Source organism: Streptomyces dryopteridis, assembly GCF_049606955.1.
Lineage (GTDB): Bacteria > Actinomycetota > Actinomycetes > Streptomycetales > Streptomycetaceae > Streptomyces.
Genome location: NZ_CP187113.1, coordinates 3,191,550 through 3,215,580, shown reverse-complemented (window position 1 = coordinate 3,215,580; position 24,031 = coordinate 3,191,550). Strand labels below are relative to the sequence as shown.

General features: G+C 74.1%; 18 protein-coding genes and 1 tRNA gene. 4 read left to right on the top strand and 15 right to left on the bottom strand.

What is annotated here, in order from left to right:
• Window positions 1-108: 108 nt before the first annotated feature.
• Window positions 109-333, bottom strand: a complete 225-nt coding sequence (locus ACN20G_RS13715) for a large ribosomal subunit protein bL28 (RefSeq protein ID WP_424213055.1) — start codon at window positions 331-333, stop codon at window positions 109-111.
• Between the two features lie 324 nt (window positions 334-657).
• Here ACN20G_RS13715 and ACN20G_RS13710 point away from each other — a divergent pair, with 324 nt between their 5' ends.
• The 3 genes from ACN20G_RS13710 to ACN20G_RS13700 are packed head-to-tail and all read left to right on the top strand — an operon-like array spanning window position 658 to window position 4,549.
• Window positions 658-1,500, top strand: a complete 843-nt coding sequence (locus ACN20G_RS13710; RefSeq protein WP_424213054.1) for a vWA domain-containing protein — start codon at window positions 658-660, stop codon at window positions 1,498-1,500.
• A 5-nt stretch (window positions 1,501-1,505) separates the two neighbouring features.
• Window positions 1,506-2,360 (top strand): hypothetical protein, encoded by an 855-nt coding sequence (locus ACN20G_RS13705; protein WP_424213053.1) that lies wholly within the window; start codon window positions 1,506-1,508, stop codon window positions 2,358-2,360.
• Window positions 2,360-4,549, top strand: coding sequence for a hypothetical protein (locus ACN20G_RS13700; RefSeq protein ID WP_424213052.1), 2,190 nt, complete (start codon window positions 2,360-2,362; stop codon window positions 4,547-4,549). Before ACN20G_RS13705 ends, ACN20G_RS13700 begins: the two co-directional genes overlap by 1 nt.
• A gap of 76 nt (window positions 4,550-4,625) precedes the next feature.
• Here the strand turns inward: ACN20G_RS13700 and ACN20G_RS13695 are convergent.
• The 11 genes from ACN20G_RS13695 to bldG all read right to left on the bottom strand — a co-directional run bounded on the left by ACN20G_RS13695 (window position 4,626) and on the right by bldG (window position 20,514).
• Window positions 4,626-4,699, bottom strand: a tRNA-Thr gene (locus ACN20G_RS13695).
• A 98-nt stretch (window positions 4,700-4,797) separates the two neighbouring features.
• A complete protein-coding gene (locus ACN20G_RS13690) occupies window positions 4,798-6,357 on the bottom strand; it encodes an alpha/beta hydrolase (protein WP_424213051.1) in 1,560 nt (519 codons plus the stop codon).
• A gap of 143 nt (window positions 6,358-6,500) precedes the next feature.
• Window positions 6,501-7,712, bottom strand: coding sequence for a DNA polymerase III subunit delta' (locus ACN20G_RS13685; RefSeq protein WP_424213050.1), 1,212 nt, complete (start codon window positions 7,710-7,712; stop codon window positions 6,501-6,503).
• A gap of 116 nt (window positions 7,713-7,828) precedes the next feature.
• Window positions 7,829-10,972: a dTMP kinase gene (tmk, locus tag ACN20G_RS13680; protein ID WP_424213049.1), complete on the bottom strand. Its 3,144-nt coding sequence runs from the start codon at window positions 10,970-10,972 to the stop codon at window positions 7,829-7,831.
• Window positions 10,973-11,255: 283 nt separating this feature from the next.
• Window positions 11,256-14,135, bottom strand: a complete 2,880-nt coding sequence (gene topA, locus ACN20G_RS13675) for a type I DNA topoisomerase (protein WP_424213048.1) — start codon at window positions 14,133-14,135, stop codon at window positions 11,256-11,258.
• A gap of 462 nt (window positions 14,136-14,597) precedes the next feature.
• Window positions 14,598-14,795: a hypothetical protein gene (locus ACN20G_RS13670; protein ID WP_424213047.1), complete on the bottom strand. Its 198-nt coding sequence runs from the start codon at window positions 14,793-14,795 to the stop codon at window positions 14,598-14,600.
• Between the two features lie 162 nt (window positions 14,796-14,957).
• The gene (locus ACN20G_RS13665) at window positions 14,958-16,532 is read right to left on the bottom strand and encodes a DUF7059 domain-containing protein (RefSeq protein ID WP_424213046.1); all 1,575 of its coding nucleotides are present in this window, start codon (window positions 16,530-16,532) and stop codon (window positions 14,958-14,960) included.
• Window positions 16,533-16,636: 104 nt separating this feature from the next.
• Entirely contained in the window at window positions 16,637-17,218 is a 582-nt protein-coding gene (locus ACN20G_RS13660; RefSeq protein ID WP_424213045.1) for a small secreted protein, read from the bottom strand.
• A gap of 167 nt (window positions 17,219-17,385) precedes the next feature.
• Entirely contained in the window at window positions 17,386-19,377 is a 1,992-nt protein-coding gene (locus ACN20G_RS13655; RefSeq protein ID WP_424213043.1) for a hypothetical protein, read from the bottom strand.
• Window positions 19,378-19,608: 231 nt separating this feature from the next.
• Window positions 19,609-20,058 (bottom strand): ATP-binding protein, encoded by a 450-nt coding sequence (locus ACN20G_RS13650; protein WP_424213042.1) that lies wholly within the window; start codon window positions 20,056-20,058, stop codon window positions 19,609-19,611.
• A 114-nt stretch (window positions 20,059-20,172) separates the two neighbouring features.
• On the bottom strand, window positions 20,173-20,514 hold the full coding sequence (gene bldG, locus ACN20G_RS13645; protein ID WP_042812494.1) for an anti-sigma factor antagonist BldG: 342 nt from the start codon (window positions 20,512-20,514) through the stop codon (window positions 20,173-20,175).
• 81 nt (window positions 20,515-20,595) lie between these two features.
• On the opposite strand from bldG, the gene ACN20G_RS13640 reads away from it, so the two are divergent.
• Window positions 20,596-23,040 carry a DEAD/DEAH box helicase gene (locus ACN20G_RS13640; protein ID WP_424213041.1) on the top strand — a complete coding sequence of 815 codons (2,445 nt, stop codon included), beginning with the start codon at window positions 20,596-20,598 and terminating at the stop codon, window positions 23,038-23,040.
• Here the strand turns inward: ACN20G_RS13640 and ACN20G_RS13635 are convergent.
• Genes ACN20G_RS13635 through ACN20G_RS13625 form a run of 3 tightly spaced genes read right to left on the bottom strand, consistent with a single transcriptional unit; the run spans window position 23,027 to window position 24,028 of the window.
• On the bottom strand, window positions 23,027-23,446 hold the full coding sequence (locus ACN20G_RS13635) for an Rv3654c family TadE-like protein (RefSeq protein ID WP_424213040.1): 420 nt from the start codon (window positions 23,444-23,446) through the stop codon (window positions 23,027-23,029). The two genes, ACN20G_RS13640 and ACN20G_RS13635, sit on opposite strands and share 14 nt — an antisense overlap.
• Complete coding sequence (locus ACN20G_RS13630) at window positions 23,443-23,829, bottom strand: TadE family type IV pilus minor pilin (protein ID WP_424213038.1); 387 nt, start codon at window positions 23,827-23,829, stop codon at window positions 23,443-23,445. The genes ACN20G_RS13635 and ACN20G_RS13630 overlap by 4 nt, the downstream gene beginning before the upstream one ends.
• Window positions 23,816-24,028, bottom strand: a complete 213-nt coding sequence (locus tag ACN20G_RS13625) for a DUF4244 domain-containing protein (RefSeq protein ID WP_424213037.1) — start codon at window positions 24,026-24,028, stop codon at window positions 23,816-23,818. Before ACN20G_RS13625 ends, ACN20G_RS13630 begins: the two co-directional genes overlap by 14 nt.
• Window positions 24,029-24,031: the final 3 nt, after the last annotated feature.

Sequence of the window (24,031 nt, the reverse complement as noted above, 5' to 3'; positions counted from 1 at the left end):
CCCTACGGCGGAGTCACCGAAGGAGCCAGGAGCTCAAAACTTGGGGTGTGACATGGGAGCGGACAGTCCGTCCGGTCTGCGCGCGCGAATCCACGACGATGTCGAGATTCAGCCCTTGACGCGACGCTCCACCTTGCCACCCTTGATGCAGGACGTGCACGCGTTGACGCGCTTCGGGGTCCCGTTCACGGAGGTGTGGATCACCTGCACGTTCGGGCGGAACATGCGCGGCGAGCGGCCCTTGACGCGGCGCACCTGGGCGCCCTTGCCCAGTCGGGAGACGACTCGCCCGAACGAGGGCACCTTCTCGCAAACATCGCACTTCGAAGACACCGAATACTCCTATTACAGCTTGCTCTGACCGAACCAACGTCGACCATAGCATGTCGACAAGACTTCCAGCCTACAGTCTCGCAGAACCCTACCTCACCCCACCCCCCTGACCTGCGACGACTCCACCCCTGACCGAACCACCCGCCACTCGGTGCCCCTGCCCGGACTCCGCACTCCCCCACCCCCCGAACGGGCGACTTCCGTCCCTCCTCCCAAGCCTGCCGCGTCCGCTAGCATCGGCCTCCCTGGGGGGTCAGGTTTCCGCACACATCTCGTGCTCCGCGGTGGTTCGACCCCGTCACACAAAGGAGTCTGATCGCCGAGATGCCGTATACCGCCGAAATCAGCCGGACCAACCCCGGTTGTTTCATCTTCCTCGTGGACCAGTCGGCCTCGATGAGTGACCCGATCGGCAGCGGTGAGCTGGTGCAGCAACGGGCCCAGGTCGTCTCGGACGCCATCAACCGGTTGCTCACCGAGCTCTCGGTCAAGTGCGCCAAAGAAGAGGGTGTCCGGGACTACTTCCACGTCGCGGTGATCGGATACGGCCACAATCAGGTCGGCTCCGCTTTCACGGGCACGCTCGCCGGACGCGATCTCGTCCCGTTGGGCGAGATCGCGAACAATCCCGCCCGGCTGGAAAGCCGAACGAAGAAGGTTCCCGATGGCGCCGGCGGCCTCGTCGAGACAACCGTCCAGTTCCCCGTCTGGATGGACCCGGTCACCAACGGCGGCACCCCCATGACCCGTGCCCTCGGTTACGCCGACTCCCTTGTGGCTCGCTGGGTCGACGAACACCCCGGTGGCTTCCCGCCCATCGTCCTCAACCTGACCGACGGCGAGTCCACGGACGGTGACCCGACGAGCGCGGCCATCGGCCTCGCTTCGCACGCCACCGCCGACGGATCCGTGCTCCTGTTCAATCTCCACGTGTCCGGGGCCGGCGGAACCCCCGTCACGTTCCCCGACAGCGAGGAGGGACTCCCGGACACTTACTCCCGTCTCCTCTTCCACATGTCGAGCGTGCTGCCCACCCACATGCGCTCCTACGCCACGTCCCAGGGCCACCGGGTCAGCGAGGACACCCGCGGTTTCGTCTACAACGCCGACATCACCTCCATCGTCGAATTCCTCGACATCGGTACCCGCGCCACGGAACTTCGCTGACCGACATGGACATCCGTCCGCCGCGCATCGACTTCCAGCGCATCACGGTGCCAAAGGCCGGCAGCTCTCGAGAGGAGTGCGAGGACGCCGCACACGTCGTCCTCGCACCGAACGAGCACGCCCTGTTCGCGGCCGTGTCCGACGGCGCGTCCGAGAGCATGCTGGCCGGTGCGTGGGCCGACCGGCTCGCCCGGGGCGCCATCGCCGCCATGGCGACCGATGACGACCGACACGGGAAAACGGACGGGAGCGCTTCCTTCGTGGAGGACCTCCTGGCCCGCACCGTCGAGCAGTGGGACGGTTTCCTGGCGGAGTACCAGGCGGAACGGGCAGCCCGGGGCAGGCCGATCACCTGGTACGAACAACCTGGCCTCGACAAAGGTGCCTTCGCCACCCTGATGGCCGTGGACGTTCGCGTGGAGACGGGGACCGCGGCGGACTCCTCGCGCCCGCCGCATTGGACCTGGAAAGCCTTCGCGCTCGGCGACAGTTGCCTCTTCCACCTGCGAGAGGGCCGTCTGCTCGCCTCCTTCCCCATAACCGACGGCGCAGGCTTCGGCATCACCCCACAACTCCTCGGCAGCCGCAATCGGGACGTCGACCTCATCACCGACCGTGCGAGCACCTTGACCGGGGAACTGCACCCCGGCGAGGAGCTCGTGCTGGCAACCGATGCCTTGGCGGCCTGGCTGCTGTCGACGTCCCAATCCGGTTCCGGGAGAGCCGGGGAACAGCTCGGGAACCTCGCCGACCTGGGCGAGGAGACCTTCGCCGAATGGGTCCAGGACGAACGTGACAAGTCCAGGATGCGCAACGACGACGTGGCCCTCATTCGCATGCGGGTGAGAACGGAGGGGTGATGGCGGTCTCCCGTACTGGTGGCCCTGCCGCCGGACGGAAATTCCCGACCGGCGCGAACTACGTGGAGGCCCTCCAAAACCCCACAGTGTGCTTCGAGGATCCCGACCTCAAGCACGGGACGGTCCAGCAGAGTCCCGTGCTGGGGCCAAAAGCGATCTCCGGCAACTTCGCGAGCGTTTTCTCCGTCACCGCCCCGGGCGGGCAGCGGTATGCCCTCAAGTGCTTCACCCGCGACAGCAGCACCCTGGGGACCCGCTACCAGGCCATCGGCGAGCAGCTCGCCGCCCTCCGGCCCGCCGAATTGTCCCAACCGTGGCCGGTCGGCATCGAGTACCTGCCGAAAGGGGTGCTCGTCGCCGGTGAGTGGTATCCGGCGCTGAAGATGGCGTGGGTCGAGGGGACCGGCCTGATCACATGGATCGAGCGCAACGTCCGGAACCGGGCCGCCCTCCTCACGGCGGCCGAGCGGTTCGGGGCACTGGTCTCCGACCTGGAACGACTCGGGTTCGCCCACGGCGACCTGCAACACGGAAACCTTCTGGTGGCCGACGACGGCACGTTCCGTCTGGTGGACTACGACGGGATGTACGTGCCCGCATTGCAGGGGCAGGGCGCTACCGAGAACGGCCACCGCAACTACCAGTCCCCGCGCCGTACGAGCACGGACTTCGGTCCGGCCATGGACCGGTTCTCGTCCTGGATCATCCACCTCGCCCTCATCGCCGTCGCCGTCGACCCCGGCCTCTGGAATCAGCTGCACGACGAGCATGGCGAGTTCCTGATCCTCAAAGAGGACGACTTCAAGGAACCCGAATCCTCGCTGGCTTGGAGCCTGCTCCTCGCCCACCCCGACGCCGACCTCCGGAACCTGGCCGCCCGGACCCGCGCCCACCTCTCCACCCCCCTCACCGCGATCCCCGCACTCACCACGGTCGGGGCCGCCCCGAGAACGAGCTCACATCCGGCCACGCCCGCCGCGGCCCCGCCGGGTGCGGTTCCCTCGTGGATGGCCGGACACATCCCCCAACCCCGGAGCGCGCCCACCACGGGCAACACGAACACGGCCACCCGTACAGGGTTCACCCGCCGACGTCCCGCGGACCTCATCGCCGGCATGTTCGCGCTGGCCGTCGCGACCGCACCGGTCACCATGGCCGGCCTCGGCACGCTGCAGGTCGGACCGACACTCGCCGCCGAAGTGGGAGCCCTGATCCTGGGCACCGGGGCTCTGCACGTCACGCGCGGCTCCCACCCCGACACCAGAGAGTCGAAAGCGCGGGTCTCGGCGCTCAAAGAGCAGGCGAGCTCCTGGACGGATGCCGCCGCAGAGGCTCGGCGGATCCGGCAGGAAATCGAGAAACTCGACACGGCCGCCGTCACCCAGGACTCGCAAACCGACCTGCGGATCAAAAAACTGCAGAAGGAGCTGACCGACGGGGAGGCGCGGATCGCCCTCAAACTCAATCGGCAGACCAGCGATCTCACGACCAAGCTGAACAACTTGGGCATCCGGGAGCGTCAACAACTGGACGCCGCGCTGGACGCCGCGATCAGCGCCCACACCCAGGACAAACTCCGCAGGACACCCATCCAAGACGCCATGCGGCTCTCCAACATGGGAGCGGTGACGATCTCGAACCTGACCGCCGCCGGCATCCACACGGCCGCCGACTTCACCGGCATCCGATACGTCCAGCACAACAGTGGCTACGGCAACCGCGACGCGTACCTCATCCGCCCCAACGGCGGGCAGGTCAAGGTTCCGGGCATCGGCGAGGTCCGCGCCGCCGCGCTCGAAAGCTGGCGGGCCAACCTCCACCAGCGAGCCCGGAAATCCGCGCCCACCAGCCTGAGCCCACAGGAACGCACCGCGATCCGGCAACGGTTCGCCACCGAGAAGAAACAGCACGACACGGAGCTCGCCCAGGCCAAGAGCACCGCCCGCCGCAACCGTGAGGATCTCCAGAAGAGGATCACCTCCGACGTACAGCAGGCCAACACGGAGAAGCAGCGGCGCCGCACGGACACTCAACGCCGACGCGCGCTGCTGCTCCAACAGCAGGCCCGAATCGCCGACGCCGACGCCGCACACACCCGCCTGGCAACTCAGGTCACCACAACCGAAGCAGAACACCGTCGCGCCTTCGGCTCGCTCCGCTACCTTCGTTTCCTCGCAACAGGCCACTGACCCGGGCCGAGAGACGGAAACACCCCGGGCAACACAAAACCCCAGGTCACGGCGAGTGAGTCCTGGGGTTTCGTTGAGCCGCCTTCGGGATTCGAACCCGAGACCTACGCATTACGAGTGCGTTGCTCTGGCCAACTGAGCTAAGGCGGCTTGCCGCGCTGACAAGGGTGACCGGGGGCCACGATCATCGGCAGCGGGGTAAGTCTACAGGGTGGTTTCGGGTGGCCCGTACCGGGTTCGCGGGTGGGTCAGCAGCGCTTGTCCTTCGGCGGGGCCTTGCCCTCCAGCAGGTAGGTGTTGATCGCCGAGTCCACGCAGTCGCTGCCGCGTCCGTACGCGGTGTGGCCGTCGCCCTCGTAGGTGAGGAGGGTGCCCGAGTCCAGTTGGGAGGCCAGGGCCTGGGCCCAGGCGTACGGGGTGGCCGGGTCGCGGGTGGTGCCGACGACCACGATGGGGGCGGCGCCGGCCGCCTTGATCGGGCCGGCCTTGCCGGTGGCCTTGACCGGCCAGTACGCGCAGTTCAGGGAGGCCCAGGCCAGGCCGGGGCCGAAGACCGGGCTGGCCTTCTCGAAGGAGGGCAGGGCCGCTTCGACGGCGGCCGGGTCGGCGAAGGCCGGGGGCTGGTCGAGGCAGTTCACGGCGGCGTTGGCGTACATCAGGTTGGCGTACTTGCCGTCCGGGTCGCGCTCGTAGTAGCTGTCGGCCAGGGCCAGGAGGGCCGCGCCATCGCCGTCCTTGGCCTGGGCGAGGGCCTCGCGCAGCTGGGGCCAGGCCGTCTCGTCGTACATGGCCGCGATGACCCCGGTGGTGGCCAGGGATTCGCCGAGCGGCCGCTTGGGGTCGCCCGAGGGGATCGGGCGGGCGTCGAGGGTGCGGAAGAAGGCGCGCAGCTCGGTGGCCACGCCCTTCGGGCCGCCGGTGCCGAGGGGGCAGTCGGTCTGGGCGGAGCAGTCCTTGGCGAATGCCTGGAACGCGGTCTCGAAGCCGGCGGCCTGGTCGCGGCTGAGTTCCAGGGAGCTGCGGGAGGGGTCCATGGCCCCGTCCAGGACCAGCCGGCCGACGCGGGCGGGGAAGAGTTCGGCGTAGGTGGCGCCGAGGAAGGTGCCGTACGAGGCGCCCACGTAGTGCAGCCGCTCGTCTCCGAGGGCGGCCCGCAGCAGGTCCATGTCCTTGGCGGCCTCGACGGTGGACACGTGCGGCAGGACCCGCTTCGAGCGGGTCTCGCAGCCCTTGGCGAACTCCTGGAACGCCGCGACCAGGGACTTCTTCTCGGCGTCGTCGTCGGGGGTCTGGTCCACCTGGGTGAAGGCGTCCATCCGGGGCCCGGTCAGGCACTCCACGGGCGCGGAGCGGGCGACCCCGCGCGGGTCGAAGGAGACCATGTCGTAGCGGGCCCGGACCGGCGCCGGGTAGCCGATGCCCGCGTACGCCTGGAGGTAGCCGATCCCGGAGCCGCCGGGGCCGCCCGGGTTGACCAGCAGCGAACCGATCCGCTTGCCCGGTCCGGTGGCCTTCTTGCGGGCCACGGCGATGTCCACGCTCCCGGCGGCCGGGTGCGCGTAGTCCAGGGGGGCCTTGAGGGTGGAGCACTGGAAGCCCTCGACACCGCAGTCCCGCCAGGACAGCTTCTGCGTGTAGTAGGAGCGCAGCGCCTCGGGCACGGGGGCCGGGGTCGCGGTGACGGAGCCGGGCGTGCCGGTGCGCTCGGGGCCGGGACCGGTCGAGGTGCAGCCGGCCAGGAGGAGACCGGCGGCCACGAGCAGGGCGGTGGTGGCGACCGGCGTGCGACCGGGGCGACGGGGATCCATTCCGCGACCCTATGCCCTGGTCGGGCCGCCGACGGCGCGGTCCGGCCCGGGTTCCCCCGCCCGGCGGCGCCCCGGGCGGTGTCGCGGGTCGCCCGGACGGGCGACCCCCCGGTGCCGCACCGCCCCCGCGCGCCCGGCGGCCGTCAGCCCGCGCGCAGGGCCATGGTCATGGCCTCGACGGCGAGCAGCGGGGCCACGTTGCGGTCCAGGGCCTCGCGACAGGCCAGGATCGCCTCGATGCGCCGCAGGGTCCGCTCGGGCCCGCCGGCCCGCGCGATCCGGTCGAGGTCCCCGCGCAGGTCCTCGTTGGCGATGGCGACCGAGGCCCCGAGCTGGAGGGCGAGCACGTCGCGGTAGAAGCCGACGAGATCGGTGAGGGCCAGGTCGAGGGTGTCGCGCTGGGTGCGGGTGCGCCGGCTCTTCTGCCGGGTCTCCAGTTCCTTCATGACCCCGGCGGTCCCGCGCGGCATCCGGCCGCTGGTGCCGGCGCCCGCGCCGAGGGCGGCCTTCAGCTCCTCGGTCTCCCGGGTGTCGATCTCCTCGGCCACCTGCTTGGCGTCCTCGGCGGCCGCGTCCACGAGTTCCTGCGCCGCCTTCAGGCAGGCCCCCACGTCGTCCACGCGCAGCGGCAGCCGCAGCACGGTCGCCCGCCGGGCGCGGGCGCGTTCATCGGTGGCCAGCCGGCGGGCCCGGTCGATGTGGCCCTGGGTGGCGCGCGCGGCGGCGTACGCGGCCTCGGGCTCGACGCCGTCCCGGCGCACCAGCAGGTCGGCGACGGCGGGCACGGAGGGGGTGCCGAGGGTGAGGTGCCGGCAGCGGGAGCGGATGGTGGGCAGCACGTCCTCCAGCGAGGGCGCGCACAGCAGCCAGACGGTGCGCGGCGCGGGCTCCTCCACGGCCTTGAGGAGGACGTTGCCCGCGCCCTCGGTGAGCCGGTCGGCATCCGCCACGATGATGACCTGCCAGCGGCCGACGGCCGGGGACAGCTGGGCGCGCCGGACGAGTTCGCGGGTGTCCTTGACGCCGATGGACAGGGTGTCGCTGCGGACGAGCTCCACGTCGGCGTGGGTGCCGACGAGGGTGGTGTGGCAGCCCTCGCAGAACCCGCAGCCGGGTTCCCCGCTCAGCGCCCGGTCGGGGCTGACGCACTGGAGGGCGGCGGCGAAGGCGCGGGCGGCCTCGGGGCGGCCGGAGCCGGGCGGGCCGGTGAACAGCCAGGCGTGGGTCATCTTGGACGCGGCGGGGGCGGGGGCCCCGGTCTCGGCGGCGGTGACCAGGACGTCCGCGTCGCGGGCGGCGGCGGCCAGTTGCGCGTGGACGCGTTCCTGGCCCACCAGGTCGTCCCAGACGGTCACGGCCGCCTCCTCTCGTGTGCTGTGCTCACCCGCTGTGACGGGTGTCGGTCCCATGGTGGCGGACGCCACTGACAACGCCCGCCGACGACGCCCGGCGTCAACGCCCGGCGGGCGCGTCAGCGGCGCCGGCGGCCGCCGCGCGCGGGCCCCTCGTCCTCGTGGTCGGCGCCGGATCCGCCGCCGCCGAAGAGTTCGTCGGCCAGGCTGGGGTCGCCCTCCGGGCCGCGTCCGCCGCCGCGCACGGGCCGGCCGCGGTCGTCGAGCACGGGCAGTTCCCGCGTGGCGTCGTCGGAGCCGGGCCCGGTGCCGGGGCCGATCCGGGGCAGCACCCGGGTCTCGTCCTCGGCGCCGCGGGCCGGGTCCACCGTGGGGACGGGCACGGTCTGCGTGATGTCGTCGGGGTGCACGACGCGCCGGTCGGGGACCACGATCGGGGTCTCGACGGTGACGGCGTCGTCGAGCCGGGCCGCCGCCTCCCGGGCCTCCCGGGCCTCGCGTTCCTCGCGCGCGCGGCGCTGTTCCGCCTCGATCCGGGCCCGCTCCCGCTCCTCGGCCCTGGCCCGGGCCTCCGATTCGGCGCGCGCCTTGGCCGCCGATGCCTCGGCCAGTCGGCGGGCCTCCTCGGCGCGCAGCAGGGCGGCCTCCGCCTTGCGCTGCTTCTCCAGCCGGCGGGCCTCGGCCTCGGCCCGTTCGCGGGCCTCCTCCTCGGCCTTGAGCCGCAGGCGTTCGGCCTCGGCGGCGCGGGCCTTCTCCTCGGCCTCGCGGCGTGCGGCCTCCGCCTTGCGCGCGGCCTCGGCCTCGGCGGCCAGCCGGGCTTCCTCGGCGGCCTTGCGCGCGGCTTCCGCCTCGGCCCGGGCCTGGGCCTCCGCCTCCAACCTGCGACGCTCCTCCTCGGCCTTGCGCGCGGCCTCGGCCTCGGCGGCGAGCCGGGCCTCCTCGGCGGCCTTGCGCGCGGCCTCCGCCTCGGCCCGGGCCTGGGCCTCCGCCTCCAGCCGGCGACGCTCCTCCTCCGCCTTGCGCGCGGCCTCCGCCTCGGCGGCCAGCCGGGCCTCCTCCACGGCCTTGCGCCGGGCCTCGACCTGGGCGGCGATCTCGTCGGCGGACATCGGCAGTATCCGGTCGAGCCGGTGTCGGACGGCGGTGGCCACGGTCTCGGGGTCCTGGCCCGCGTCCACGACGAGGTAGCGGCCGGGGTCGGCGGCGGCCAGGGTGAGGAAGCCGGCGCGGACCCGCTCGTGGAACTCGGCGGGTTCGGACTCCAGCCGGTCGGGGGCCTCGGTGAACCGTTCGCGGGCGGCCTCGGGGGACACGTCGAGCAGCACGGTCAGGTGCGGCACCAGTCCGGTGGTGGCCCAGCGCGAGATCCGGGCGATCTCGGTCGGGGAGAGGTCGCGGCCGGCGCCCTGGTAGGCGACGGAGGAGTCGATGTAGCGGTCGGTGATGACGACGGCGCCGCGTTCGAGGGCGGGCCGCACGACGGTGTCCACGTGTTCGGCGCGGTCCGCCGCGTACAGCAGGGCCTCGGCCCGGTTCGACAGCCCGGCCGAGGAGACGTCGAGGAGGATGGAGCGCAGCCGCTTGCCGATCGGGGTGGCCCCGGGCTCGCGGGTGACGACCACCTCGTGGCCCTTGCTCCGTATCCACTCGGACAGCGCCTTGACCTGCGTGGACTTGCCGGCCCCGTCGCCGCCCTCCAGCGCGATGAAGAAGCCGGTGGCGGAGGCGGCCTGGGCCGGTTCCCCGCCGCGCAGCGCCTCGCGCAGGTCGCGGCCGAGCGGCACTCCGGACCGGTCGTCGCCCTTGGTGATCACCATGGCGGCCACCGGCAGCAGCAGGGCGCCGACGAGCATCAGGGCGTACGCGGCGCCGCCGTGCGCGAACACGATCTCGCCGGGTCCGACCCGCCCGTCGGCCGCGCCGAAGCGGTGCGGGCCGATCCCGCCGGCCACCAGCGGGGCGAGGACCCCGCCGAGCACCATCGCGACCCGCGCCGCCGCCTGGAGGTGCGCGGTGGTCCGGGGCCGCCGGGCCTCCTCGCTCTCCTGGTCGAGCAGGGCGTGCCCGATGTTCGCGGCGACACCGGCCGCGAGCCCGGCCACGAAGGACAGCATGATCACCGTGGCGGTGTCCGGCACGAGTCCGGTGAGCAGCAGCGCCACCCCGCTCACCGCGATGGCCAGCGCGAACAGCCGGCGCCGGGACAGCCCCGGCAGCACCCGGCCGCCGCGCGCGGCGGCGATCCCGCCGCCGACGCCGCCGAGCAGCGCGAGCACGAGCAGCGCGAACGCGGCCGGTCCGCCGCCGAGGTCGAAGGCGTGCAGCACCGCGACCGCGACCGCGCTCGCGATCGCCCCGGTCACCGCCGCGCACGCGAGCACCAGCAGCGGCACCGCCCCGGTGCGGCCCTTGTCGGGCCGGTCCCCGGCCTTCGGCGGGCGCAACCCCTCCAGCGGGGAGCGCGGGCGCGGGGTGTCGGTCTCGGGCAGCACGAGCGGCAGCAGCAGCGAGATCCCCGCCGCGAACAGCCCGGCGGCCACGTACGAGCCCAGGGCGGTGTGGTTCTCGGCGAACCAGTCCACGCCCAGCCCCAGGGCCTTGCCGACGAGCACCGACAGCAGCAGGACGGCCGCCGCGACCGGCAGGGCCGCGAAGTTCGTGCGCAGGTTCAGCCGGCGCAGCGCGTCGAGGTGGTCGGGCAGGGGCCGCACGGCGTCGCCCTCGGGGGGCGGCGCGGGCAGCAGGGCAGGGGCCGCGCTGTCCTTGGCGATGGTCCACAGGCGTTCGGCGATCCCGGCGACGAACACGCTGGCCAGCAGCGGGATCAGCGCGTGGTCGGGCAGCCAGTCGAGCCAGAGCGGCGCGACGACGAACAGCGCGAGCCGCACCCCGTCCGCGCCGATCATGGTCCAGCGGCGGTCGACCTTCCCGCCCGGCGCGAGCAGTGCCGCGAGCGGGCCGAGCAGCACCGCGCCGGAGAGCAGTACGGCCAGGGCGCGGACGGCGAACACGGTCGCGACCACCAACGCCACGCCCCGGTAGCCGCCGCCGAAGGCCGCGGTGTCCACGGCGGCCTGGAGCGAGAGCAGCACGAGGACGAGGAGGGCGAGGGCGTCGCCGACCCCGCTCACCACCTGGGCGCTCCACAGCCGGCGGAGCCTGGGGGTGCGCAGCAGGGCGCGCACCGCCCGCTCGCGGGAGTCCGCGGCGAGGGCCTCGTCGTAGGTGGGGGTGACGGCCGTCGGTTGCTCGGTTCGCGTCATCCGCCCAGCCTAGCCGTTGGGCAGGGGTGTGCGGCGGCCGAGCGGGTCCGGGCGGGGGCGGGGACCCGGGCGGGTGGTTCCGGTTGGGCCGGGCGGGCCGGCGCGGGCCCGGGAGCACCCGGCCGACGGCCGGACGGGGAGCTTCCGGTTCCGCCGCCGACGCGCGCGACACGCCGTACAACCGGCCCGCGCGTCCGCCGCGGAACGCGCCGGGGGCCGGGTCCGTCCCCGAAAGGGACGGGGCCCGGCCCCGCGTGCGTCACTCGGCTCCTACTCCCGCCGATCAGTCCTCGGCGGTCGCGCTCGCCGCCGCGGTCGTCTTCTTCGCGGCCGCGGTCGTCTTCTTGGCGGTGGTGGTCTTCTTCGCCGCCGTCTTCGTGGCCGTGGTCTTGGTGGCCGCGGTCTTCTTGGCGGCCGTCTTCTTCGTCGCGGCCGTCTTGGTCGCGGTGGTCTTCTTGGCGGCGGTCTTCTTCGCCGGCGCCTTCTTCGCGACCTTCTTCGCCGGTCCCTTCGCGCGCTTCTCGGCCAGCAGCTCGTAGCCGCGCTCGGGGGTGATGGTCTCGACGTCGTCCTCGCGCCGCAGGGTCGCGTTCGTCTCGCCGTCCGTCACGTACGGGCCGAAGCGCCCGTCCTTGACGACCACGGGCCGCTCGCTGACCGGGTCGGTGCCCAGTTCCTTCAGCGGGGGCTTGGCGGCGGCGCGACCGCGCTGCTTGGGCTGCGCGTAGATGGCGAGGGCCTGCTCCAGGGTGATCGTGAAGAGCTGGTCCTCGGTCTCCAGCGACCGCGAGTCCGTCCCCTTCTTCAGGTACGGGCCGTAGCGGCCGTTCTGCGCGGTGATCTCCACGCCCTCGGCGTCGGCGCCGACCACCCGGGGCAGGGACATCAGCTTGAGGGCGTCCGCCAGGGTGACCGTGTCCAGGGACATGGACTGGAAGAGGGAGGCGGTGCGCGGCTTGACGGCGTTCTTGCCGGTCTTCGGCGTGCCCTCGGGCAGCTCCTCGGTGACGTACGCGCCGTACCGGCCGTTGCGGGCCACGATCTCGTGGCCGCTGATCGGGTCGGTGCCGAGGCGGAAGTCGCCGCTGGGCTTGTCGAAGAGCTCCTCCGCGTAGGCGACGGTCAGCTCGTCGGGGGCGAGGTCCTCGGGCACGTCGGCCCGGCGGTGGTCCTCGGCGCCCTTCTCGCCGCGCTCCACGTAGGGCCCGTAGCGGCCCACCCGCAGCATGATGTCGTCGCCGACCGGGAAGGAGGAGATCTCCCGGGCGTCGATCGCGCCGAGGTCGGTGACGAGTTCCTTCAGGCCGCCGAGGTGGTCGCCGTCGCCGTTGCCGGCGTCGGCGGCGCCGGCGGGCGCGCCCGCGCCCTCGGTCTCGCCGAAGTAGAAGCGCTTGAGCCACGGCACGGACTGGGCCTCGCCCCGGGCGATCCGGTCGAGGTCGTCCTCCATGCGGGCGGTGAAGTCGTAGTCGACGAGCCGGCCGAAGTGCTTCTCCAGCAGGTTGACCACGGCGAAGGAGAGGAAGGAGGGCACCAGGGCGGTGCCCTTCTTGAACACGTAGCCGCGGTCCAGGATCGTGCCGATGATCGACGCGTAGGTGGACGGGCGGCCGATCTCGCGCTCTTCGAGCTCCTTGACCAGCGATGCCTCGGTGTAGCGGGCCGGGGGCTTGGTGGCGTGCCCGTCGGCCTCGATGCGCTCGGCGCCGAGCGCGTCGCCCTCGGCGACCTGCGGCAGCCGGCGCTCGCGGTCGTCGAGTTCGGCGTTCGGGTCGTCGGCGCCCTCGACGTACGCCTTCATGAACCCGTGGAAGGTGATGGTCTTGCCGGAGGCGGTGAACTCGGCGTCCCGGCCGTCGGCGGCGCGCCCGGCGATCCGGACGGTGACGGAGTCGCCGACCGCGTCCTTCATCTGGGAGGCGACGGTCCGCTTCCAGATCAGCTCGTAGAGCCGGAACTGGTCGCCGGTCAGGCCGGTCTCGGCCGGGGTGCGGAAACGATCACCCGAGGGGCGGATCGCCTCGTGCGCCTCCTGCGCGTTCTTGACCTTGCCCGCGTAGACCCGGGGCTTCTCCGGCAGGTACGAGGCGCCGTAGAGCTGCGTGACCTGCGCCCGGGCGGCCGTGACGGCCGTGTCGGAGAGGGTCGTGGAGTCGGTGCGCATATAGGTGATGAAGCCGTTCTCGTACAGCTTCTGCGCGACCTGCATGGTGGCCTTGGCGCCGAACCCCAGCTTGCGGCTGGCCTCCTGCTGGAGGGTGGTGGTGCGGAACGGGGCGTACGGGGAGCGGCGGTAGGGCTTGGACTCCACCGAGCGCACGGCGAACGCGGTCTCGGCGAGACCGGCGGCCAGGGCGCGGGCGTTCGCCTCGTCCAGGTGCAGCACGTCGCCCTTGAGCCGGCCGTCGGGGCCGAAGTCACGGCCCTGCGCGACGCGCTTGCCGTCCACGGAGTGCAGGCGGGCGACGAGGGAGGCAGGGTCGCCGTCGGAGGCGGCGCGTCCGGTTCCGAAGGTGCCGGTGAGGTCCCAGTACTCGGCGGAGCGGAAGGCGATGCGCTCGCGTTCGCGCTCGACGACGAGGCGGGTGGCGACGGACTGCACGCGGCCGGCGGACAGGCCGCGCATGACCTTCTTCCACAGCACCGGCGAGACCTCGTAGCCGTACAGGCGGTCGAGGATGCGGCGGGTCTCCTGGGCGTCGACCATGCGCTGGTTCAGCTCGCGCGGGTTGGCGACGGCGGCCTGGATGGCGTCCTTGGTGATCTCGTGGAAGACCATCCGGTGGACGGGGACCTTCGGCTTGAGGACTTCCTGGAGGTGCCACGCGATGGCCTCGCCCTCGCGGTCCTCATCGGTGGCGAGGAAGAGCTCGTCGGATTCGGCCAGCAGCTCCTTGAGCTTCTTGACCTGTGCCTTCTTGTCGGAGTTCACGACGTAGACGGGCGCGAAGTCGTGCTCCACGTCCACGCCGAGCCGCCGGACCTCTCCGGTGTACTTCTCGGGCACCTCGGCGGCGCCGTTGGGGAGGTCGCGGATGTGCCCGACGCTCGCCTCGACGACGTACCCAGGGCCCAGGTAGCCCTTGATCGTCTTCGCCTTGGCAGGGGACTCGACGATGACGAGTCGCCGGCCGCCCTTTGCGGTCTCGCTGGTCGGGGACAACTTGGCTCTTCTCTCCGGTCGGCACTCGGTCGCTTTCGGCGACGCTGCGGAGTGTGACGGTACAACCCGCCCCCGTGTCAAACGGCACAAGCCCGCAACGGCCACTCGAACGGTAACCCGACAAGTGCCGGTTCTGCCGCCCGGATGTCCCGCCGGGCGCGCGCCGATCACCGGGCAGAGTGGTGGAAGGGCCGTCTGGCCGCGCCCGAGCGGGGTCCCCGCTCGGAGGCTTCGGCGCTGGTCACAGCCGTGCGCCCGCAGGGCTCGGGGTAATCGTGACGGGAGCGGGGCGCGAGCGCGACCCGTTCGGGACCCGAGCGCGCGGCCGGCGTGCCCCGGGTCCGGTGGGGTGTTCGAGATCGCATTCCCGGGGCGCGCGAGGCGGTCGCCCCGCGCGCGGGTGGGCGCGCGCCGGGGTGTCCCGGCCCGCGCGAAGCCGTCTCGGATCCGGGCGGAGCCGGGTCAGATCCGGGCGGCGCACCAGAGGCCGAGGGCGACCGAGAGCAGCCCGGCGCCGATGGTCAGGGGCACGGCGAGCGCGGGGCGCACCCCGAGCGCGACGGGCGCGCGGTGCAGCAGCCTGCCCGTGGTCCAGACCAGCAGAGCGGCTCCGAACAGCAGGAACACGACCGAGGCGAAGATCGCCGGTCCGGTCTCCATGTGGTCCCCCCGTCCCCCCGGACGCCCCGGAGCCGCTCGTGGATCCCCCCGGATCCGCTGGTGGCAGTGAGCGTGGCAGCCCCCGGGGTACGGGGCGCGAACCCCGGGTGAACGGCGCGCCGCCGGCACGCGACCGCCCACCCGGGGGCCGGGCGATGCCGGTCAGCGCCCGGCGTCGGCCGCGGGCACCGGCTCCAGGAAGCCCTGGTCCACGAGCATCCGGATCGCCTCGGGGGTGCGGTCGCGCAGCACGACCGGGTCCTCGTCCACGAGCTGCGCGATGGCGTCGAGGATCCGCCCGGCGCTCAGCGTGCCGTCGCAGACCCCGGCGAACCCGGCGCCGACCGTGTCCACCTTCGTGGCCCGGCGCATGCCCCGGTTCTGCCGCAGGACCACGTGCTCGGGGTCCTCCGCGCCGGGCAGCCCGACCTGCTCCTGCACGACCTCGTCGGCGAGCCGGAAGTGCCCGGCGAGGAGTCCGGCGTCGTCGTGCTCGCGCAGGTGGTCCCAGCGCGCGAACTGGGCCGCCACCCAGGGCCCGAGCGGCTGCTCGATCGGGTGCGGCCACTCCTCGATGACGATCGTGCGCTCGGTGTCGGCGGCCCCGGCGGGCCGCTTGCGCAGGGTCAGCCAACCGAAGCCGACGGCGCTCACCCCGCGCCCCTCGAACTCCGTGAGCCAGTCCTCGTAGCGGCGCGCGTACTCCTCGGGGTCCTCCCGGTGATCGCCGCCGTCGCGCAGCCACAGTTCGGCGTACTGGGTCACGTCCTGGGTCTCGCGCTGCACGATCCACGCGTCGCAGTCGGCGGGCAGCCAGCCCCGCAGCCGCTCGCGCCAGTCCTCGTCGGCCGTGTGCTCCCAGTTGGCCAGGAACTGGGCGTAACCCCCGGGGTTCAGGTGCTCCCCTGCGCGCCGCACGAGGGTGCGGCAGAGTTCGTCGCCGGCCATGCCGCCGTCGCGGTAGGTGAGGCGGGCGCCGGGGGAGATGACGAAGGGCGGATTGGAGACGATCAGGTCGTAGCGTTCCTCGCCCACGGGCTCGAACAGGGAGCCGACGCGCAGGTCGGCGGCCGGGGCGCCGGACAGGGCCAGGGTCAACCGGGTGAACTCCAGGGCCCGCGGGTTGACATCGGTGGCGGTCACCCGGGTGGCGTGCGCGGAGGCGTGCAGGGCCTGGATCCCGGAGCCGGTGCCGAGGTCGAGCACCGAACCCACCGGTTCACGGACGGTGATCCCGGCCAGGGTGGTGGAGGCCCCGCCGACCCCGAGCACCACGCCCTCCTCGCGGCTGCCGATCCCCCCGGCCCCGCCGACGGCGCAGCCGAGGTCGGAGACGATGAACCAGTCCTCGCCGTCGGGCCCGGCGTACGGCCGCACGTCCACGGTCGCCGCCAGCCACTCGCCGGCCTTCTCGTCCGGCGCGCCCGCCCCGTCGACCCGGCGCAGCCAGCCGTCGGCCAGGGCCTCGGCGACCGGCAGCACGGCCGCCGCCTCCGCCTCCGGCACGGGCCGCCGCAGCAGGAACAGCCGGGTCAGGGTCGCCTGCGGGCCCCCGGAACGGGTGGCCCGCAGGGCCGGCACGGTCTCGCTGCGGGCGAGCGCGGCGTACGCGGGGGCGCCGAGCAGGTCGAGCAGGCCGTCGGAGGTGAAGCCGGCGGCGAGCAGGGCGGCGCGCAGGGACGCGGCGCGATCGGATGCGGGGAGACGGGGGAGGCTGCTGGTACTCACGTCCCCCATTGTGGCGGGCGACCCGCACGGGCCGGCCACACCGGCACGGCCCGTGCCCGCCTCGAACGTCCGGGGCGGGGCGCCCGACGCCGGACGCCCGCCGACCGGCGGCCTCAGCTCTTGGCGGGGGCGGTGTCCTTGCAGCCCGGCTGCGCGTTCATGGCCGCCGACAGGCCCGCCTTGTCGAGCTGCTCGAACCCGCTCTTGGCCTCGGTGACCAGCGGGTCGATGCCCTTGGCGATCTCGCCGAGGTCCTTGGCGAACTTCGCCTGGTCCTTGGTGTCGAGGGCGTCGATGCGGGTCTTGAGGGCGGTGTAGCCCTGGGAGGTCTTGTCGAACTTGCCCACGGCCTCGGTCTGCGCCGACTTCCCGGAGGAGACCGGGGGCACCCCCGCGTTGGTGACGGCCGCGCCGAGCGCCTTGTAGGCCGCCGCGATGTTGCCGAAGGCCGCGGAGTCGGCGGTCTTCACCTCCTCCGGCTTGGTCGCGTCGCCGGACACCTTCTTGATGTCCTCCTCGGCCTTGCGGATCTTCTCCACCTCGGGCTTCCAGGCGTCGCACACCGTCTTGGCCCAGGCGTCGGTCTTCTTCTTGGCCTCCGCGTCCTCGTCGCCGCCGCCGCAGCCGGTCAGCACGAGCGCGAGCACCGCGCCGCCGGTCAGGGCGGCCGTCAGCCTGTTCGCCTTCTTCTTCACCGGATCGGTCCCTTCCGTGGCTCTCGGCCCGGAGGCTACACGGCGCCCGATCGCCCGTGCGTCAAGGCGGACTGACGACGCGTCGCATCGCGCCGCCGGTCCGCCATTCGGTCGCACGCCCCGCCGCCGGAGCCGGTCCCGGCGACCCGCCGGGGCCCGACACGCCGTCAGTCGCGTTGCGGGGCCTCGGAGTCGGCCGGCGTCGGCCCGGTCGGCGCGCCGACCCCTCCCGGGTCCGGGGTGTCGAGCGGCGGGCGTTCGTCCCGGTCCCCGGCGGGCGCCGGCGCGGGCACGGAGGGGACCCCGGGTGTGAGATCCCCGACCCCGACCGGCACGGCCCGCCCGTCCGACGCGGCCGGCACCCCCCAACCCGAACCGGCAGCGCCCGTTCCGCCCCAGGTCGCGGCGGGCGGGACCGGGACGGCCCACGCGGGCGGGCCCCACAGGGCCCCCGCCCCGAGCTCCCCACCGACCGGCCCGAACCCGCCGTCCACGCCCCGCCGCACCCCGACCACCAGGGCCACCACCGCGCCGAGGGCCACCGCCCCGGCCACTCCCACCACGGCCCACCGCACCCACGCGGGCCCGCCCGGCGCACCGGCCCCCACCCACACCGCCGCCGGCGCGATCACCAGCGCGACCAGCCCCAGGACCTTCGCGAACGGCCCCCAAACCCGCCCGATCCCGGCCCGCACACCCGTCCCGGCCCCGGGGCCGAGGACCGCCGCGACCACCCCGCAGCCGAGCACCGCCGCCGCGCACCAGGCCGGCGCGCCCGCGCCGAACCCGAAGCCCAGCGCCAGGGGCAGCGCCGCGCCGAGCAGCGCCGGCGCCGCCCACACCCGCCGGCCCGCCGGTCGGGCCGCCGCCCACGCCGAGACGAGCACCGCCGCGAGCCCGAGCCCGGCCCCGACCGGGTTCCCGATCCGGGTGGGGTCGAGCAGCACGTCGAACGCGCCCTCCCCCCGGCCCGTGGCCCGCCACGCCGTGCGCACCACCGCCGCGTACGCCCCCAGCAGGGCGAGCGCCCCGACCAGGGACACCGCCCCGGCGAGCCTCGGCACCCGGACACCGGCCGCCGCGAAGGCCCCGTGCCCCAGCCCCAGGCCGACGCCGACCAGCGCCGCCGCGAACGGCACCAGGGCGGCCGGGGCGTCGAACAGGAGCGGCGCGAGGAGGCCCGCGAGGCCGAGCGGCACGGCCGCGCACAGGCCCGTCAGCAGGGGTCGGCGCTCCCGGTCCGCGGCGCGCGCGGCCTCCGTGCCGAGCCGGCCGGCCAGGAGCGCGAGCACGAGCCCGAGGGCCAGGGCCGCCGACACCGTGACGCAGGGGTCCCCGGCCGCGCGCGCGAGGTCGGCGCTCCCGATCCCGCGCAGCTCCGCGTACCGCGCGGGCGCCGCCGACCACACCGCGCCGACCGGCCCGAGCAGGCAGGGCACGGCCCACAGCAGCGGCCCGCGCGGGGCGAGGAACGCGCCGAGCACCGCCGCGAGCAGGCCCGCCGCCGCGCACACCGGGGCGAGCACCAGCCCGAGGTCCCCGAGCACCGTCTGCCCCGCGGCCAGGGCCACGACCGCGAGCACGGCCTGGGACTCCACGAGGTCCGCGACCCGGCCGGCGGTCCGGCCCGTCGCGCGGACGAACACGGCGACGAGGGCCGCGCCGAGCGCGTATCCGGTCAGCACCCGGGGCGCGTCGGCGGCGTACACGAGGACCGCCCCGGAGGTGCCGAGCACGCCGAGGCCGAGGGCGCAGACCACCGCCGCGCCGGCCGGACGCGGGCCCGGCCGGGCCGCCGACCCGGCCGCCACGTACCCGGTCACGACCGAGAACAGGGCCCCGAGCAGGAAGAACGCCGACCGGCCGGCCCGCTCCGACCAGGTGTCGGCGGGCAGCGGGAAGAGGGCCCAGAAGCCGAGGACCGCGAGCGCCGTCAGGGCCGGCAGCCGGTCCCCGGGATCGGCCGCGGGCGCCGCGCGCCCGGCCCCGTCGGCCGGCCCGGCCGGTGCCCGCCGGTACAGCGTCCGGGCGAGCGCGAGCCCGACACCCGCGAGGGCGACGAGGGCGAGCAGGAGCAGGCGGTTGTCCTCGGTGAGGACGGCGGCGGCCAGGGGGCCCGGGCCGTGGGCGGTTCCGGGCGGGGGGAGGAGTCCCGTCATGCGTGCTCCTGGGCGTGCGGGGTCCCACCGGCCCCGACGGCGACGGCAGCGCGCACGCCGCGGGCCGTGCGGACGGTGCGGACGGAAAGGCGAGCTTCCCGCAGATCGCCCGCCGGCGGGCCCGATGACATGCCGAATCGCCCGGTCGGCGCAGACGGGGACGGGCCCGCGCCGGACGGCGCGGGCCCGTCGGGGGTCCGTCGTGGGCGCGGCCCGGGGCCGCGCGCGGGCTCAGCCGCTCAGCGCGCCGGAACCGTGCAGGGGCCAGGTCATCCGGATGGCGCCGCCCCCGGCGCCGGTGGTGACGGCCACGTCGTCCACCAGGCCGCTGATCACGGCGAGGCCCATCTCGTCCTCGCCCTCGATGTCGGGGTCGAGGACGGCGTCGATCGCCGGCACCGGCTCCGACCCGATCGCCCCGCTCTCGGGGCCCGGGACCTCGTCCCCGACCTCGATGGAGAAGCTCTTCTCCTCCTCCGTCAGCACCACCCGCACCGGCGACCCGATCCCGTGGGTGCGGTGCAGTCCGACGGCACGCGAACACGCCTCGCCCACGGCGAGTCTGACCTCGTCGAGCACGGCTTCGTCGACCCCGGCCCGACGGGCGACGGCGGCGGCCACGAGCCGGGCCGTCCGCACGTGCTCGGGCTGGGCGCTGAAGCGGAGTTCCACGGTGGCCATTGCGCATCCCCCTCGGACTTCGGGCGTGACGAACAGGGGCACGGGCCGGTCGACCGGCCCGACGCCCCCGTCGATGGTTCTCCTGCGATCGACCGGTGGGCCCGGCCGACCCCGTCAGTCGGTGGCGTTGACGGCGTCGTCCACACTGGTGTGGATCGGGAACACCTTGGTGAGACCGGTGATCCGGAAGATCTTCAGGATGCGCTCCTGGTTGCAGACGAGCCGCAGCGAGCCCTCGTGCGCGCGCACCCTCTTCAGGCCGCCCACGAGCACGCCGAGACCGGTGGAGTCGAGGAAGTCCACCCGCTCCATGTCGACAACCAGGTGGTAGCTGCCGTCGTTCACCAACTCGACCAACTGCTCGCGCAGCTTGGGCGCGGTATACACATCAATCTCGCCACCGACCTCAACGACCGTACGATCGCCGACAGTGCGAGTCGACAGGGACAGGTCCACGGATCCTCCAGCACCTTGCTATCGAGCGGCGCCCCCCAGGGGCCTTCCCCACCGTAGGCGGGAAAGGGATCGGCTGCCGCGATGGCATTCAATCACTTACCGGCAGGCGCGCACGACGCCTTTGGTCCATTGTCCCGCACACCGGTGACACACTCGGTTCCAATGGCCAATACTCATCGACCCGGGCCGGCCGCGGCACCGGGGGACTCCCGACCCGGCCCCGACACGGTCCTGGACCGCCTCGTCGGGGGCCCGTCCCGCGCCGCACGCATCACCCATACGGAGCACTTGCCCCCGCGAGCGGGTCGTCATGCGGTCTGGCCCGACCGCATCCGCGCGGACGTGATCGCGGCCATCGGCGCGCACGGCATCGAGCACCCCTGGACCCATCAGGCGGCCGCCGCCGAGCACGCCCTCGACGGGCGTTCGGTGGTGGTCGCCACCGGCACGGCCTCGGGCAAGTCCCTGGCCTATCTGGCCCCCGTGCTCTCCGCCCTCGCGGACGGGGCCCGGGCCGCGAACGGTCGCGGGGCCACCGCCCTGTACCTGGCGCCCACCAAGGCCCTGGCCGCCGACCAGCGGCGGGCGGTCCGTGAACTCGCCGCGCCCCTGGGGCACGCGGTGCGGGCGGCCGTGTACGACGGGGACACCCCGGTCGAGGAACGCGAGTGGGTGCGCCAGTACGCCAACCTCGTGCTCACCAACCCCGACATGCTGCACCGGGGCGTCCTGCCCGGCCACGCCCGCTGGTCCTCCTTCCTGCGCGCGCTGCGCTACGTGGTGATCGACGAGTGCCACACCTACCGGGGCGTGTTCGGCAGCCACGTGGCGCAGGTGATCCGCCGGCTGCGCCGGTTGTGCGCCCGCTACGGATCCGAGCCCGTGTTCCTGCTGGCCTCCGCGACCGCCGGGGATCCGGCGACGGCCGCGAGCAGGCTGGTCGGCCTGGACGTGACGGCCGTGACGGACGACGGCTCCCCGCGCGGGGAGCTCGTGTTCGCGCTGTGGGAGCCGCCCCTGACGGAACGCACCGGCGAGAAGGGCGCGCCGGTGCGTCGCACCGCGACCGCCGAGACCGCCGAGCTGCTCACCGACCTCGTGGTCCAGGGCGTTCGGACCGTCGCGTTCGTCAGGTCGCGGCGGGGAGCGGAGCTGATCGCGCTGATCGCGCAGGAACGCCTCGCCGAGGTGGACCGGAGCCTGCCCGGCCGGATCGCCGCGTATCGGGGCGGCTACCTCCCGGAGGAGCGCCGGGCGCTGGAAGCCGCCCTGCACTCGGGTGAGCTGCTGGGCCTGGCCGCGACCACCGCCCTCGAACTGGGCGTGGACGTGGCCGGACTGGACGCGGTCCTCATCACCGGCTACCCCGGCACCCGCGCCTCGTTGTGGCAGCAGGCCGGTCGGGCGGGTCGGGCCGGTCAGGGCGCCCTCGCCGTACTGGTGGCCCGCGACGACCCCTTGGACACCTACCTCGTGCACCATCCGGAGGCCCTGTTCGACCGGCCCGTGGAGGCCACGGTGCTGGACCCGGACAACCCCTACGTCCTCACCCCGCACCTGTGCGCGGCCGCCGCCGAACTGCCGTTGACGGAGCCCGATCTCGACCTGTTCGGCCCGTCCGCGCCCGAGCTGCTGCCCCGGTTGGAGCGGGCCGGGCTGCTGCGCCGGCGGAGCACGGGTTGGCACTGGACCCGCCGGGAGCGGGCCTCGGACCTCACCGACATCCGGGGCACGGGTGGCCGGCCGGTGCAGATCGTGGAGAACGAGACCGGGCGGCTGCTCGGCACGGTCGACGAGACCGCCGCCCACAGCGCCGTCCACGAGGGCGCCGTCCACCTGCACCAGGGCCGCACGTACCTGGTCGACAAACTCGACCTGACGGACTCGGTGGCCCTGGTCCACCGCGCCGATCCGCCGTACTCCACGACGGCCCGCGACGTGACCTCGATCAGCGTGCTCGACACCGAGACCGAGGTCCCGTGGGGCCCGGCCCGGCTCTGCCTCGGTTCGGTGGAGGTCACCCACCAGGTCGTCTCCTTCCTGCGCCGCAGACTGATCACCGGCGAGGTGTTGGGCGAGACCAAACTCGACCTGCCGCCGCGCACCCTGCGCACGCGGGCCGTCTGGTGGACGGTGACCGAGGACCAGCTCGACCGGGCCGGCATCTCCCCCGAGATCCTCGGCGGCGCCCTGCACGCGGCCGAGCACGCCTCCATCGGCCTGCTGCCGCTCTTCGCGACCTGCGACCGCTGGGACATCGGCGGGGTCTCGATCCCCCTGCACCCCGACACCCAGGCCCCGACCGTGTTCGTCCACGACGGCCACCCCGGCGGCGCCGGCTTCGCCGAACGCGCCTTCCACCAGGCCCGTCCCTGGCTCACGGCCACCCGCGACGCCATCGCGGCCTGCGAGTGCGAGGCGGGCTGCCCCTCGTGCGTCCAGTCCCCGAAGTGCGGCAACGGCAACGACCCCCTCCACAAGCGGGGCGCCCTGCGCCTCCTCACCCGCCTCCTCACCGACCACTGAGGTCCTCGCCGGGGCCCGGGACGGCCGGTGGGATCGGTGGGACGGGCTCGGGGGGTGGGCCGGCGCGGGCCTCGGTCCTGGGGACGAACGGCCCCGGGCGCCCCTCGACCCACACGCGTACCACCTCCCCCTCGACCGAACACCGCGTCAGCCGCGCACCCCACTCCCCCGCCACCCGCCGCGCGGCGCCACAGGCCGCGTCCTCGCCTCCCCGCCACCGCGTCGCCGCCGCCAGGGCCGCCTGATCGGCCGCGCCGGCGACCCGCTGGCGCACCAGGGTCACGTGCCCCAGCGCCAGGACCGCGCCGAACACCACCATCGTCAGCGCCACGATCACGAGGGCCCACACGGTGGCGAACCCCGCGTCCCCCCTCCCCCGCGCCACGCCGGCGCCCGTCCGGCTCATCCGCCCCTCCCCTCCCCGGCCGTGCCGATCTCGTCCTCGGCCCAGGCCACCGCCCGACCCGAGACCCCGCCCGGCAGCGGGACCGGCCCCGGGGCGGGGGCCCGCACCGTCACGCGCCACAGCTCCCCCTCCCGTTCGACCGTGACCCGGGCCCGCGCCGGACCCGCCGCCCGCGCCAACTCCGCGACGGTCGCGGGCGACTCCGAACGGGCCGCCGCCCGCGCGGCGACGCGGGCCGCGTCGCCGCACCTCAACGACACCGCCACGGCCGACAGGGCCCAGACCAGCAGCCCGACGAACAGCACCAAGGCCGGGATCACCAGCGCCGCCTCGGCCGTCACATAGCCCCGATCGGGGCCGGCCGCGCCCTCAGAACGGCGCATCGAGAGCTCGCTGCACGGCCGCCGCGAGTGCCCCGGAGACCGCGTCGCTGGTCACGACCTTGTACAGGACCGCCGCGAACCCGCAGGCCGCGATGGTCCCCATCGCGTACTCGGAGGTCGACATCCCCTCGTCCCCGCGCACCCGTCCCGCCCACACCCGCCGGACCCGGCCCACGAGCACGTCCGTTCCCACACCCATCTC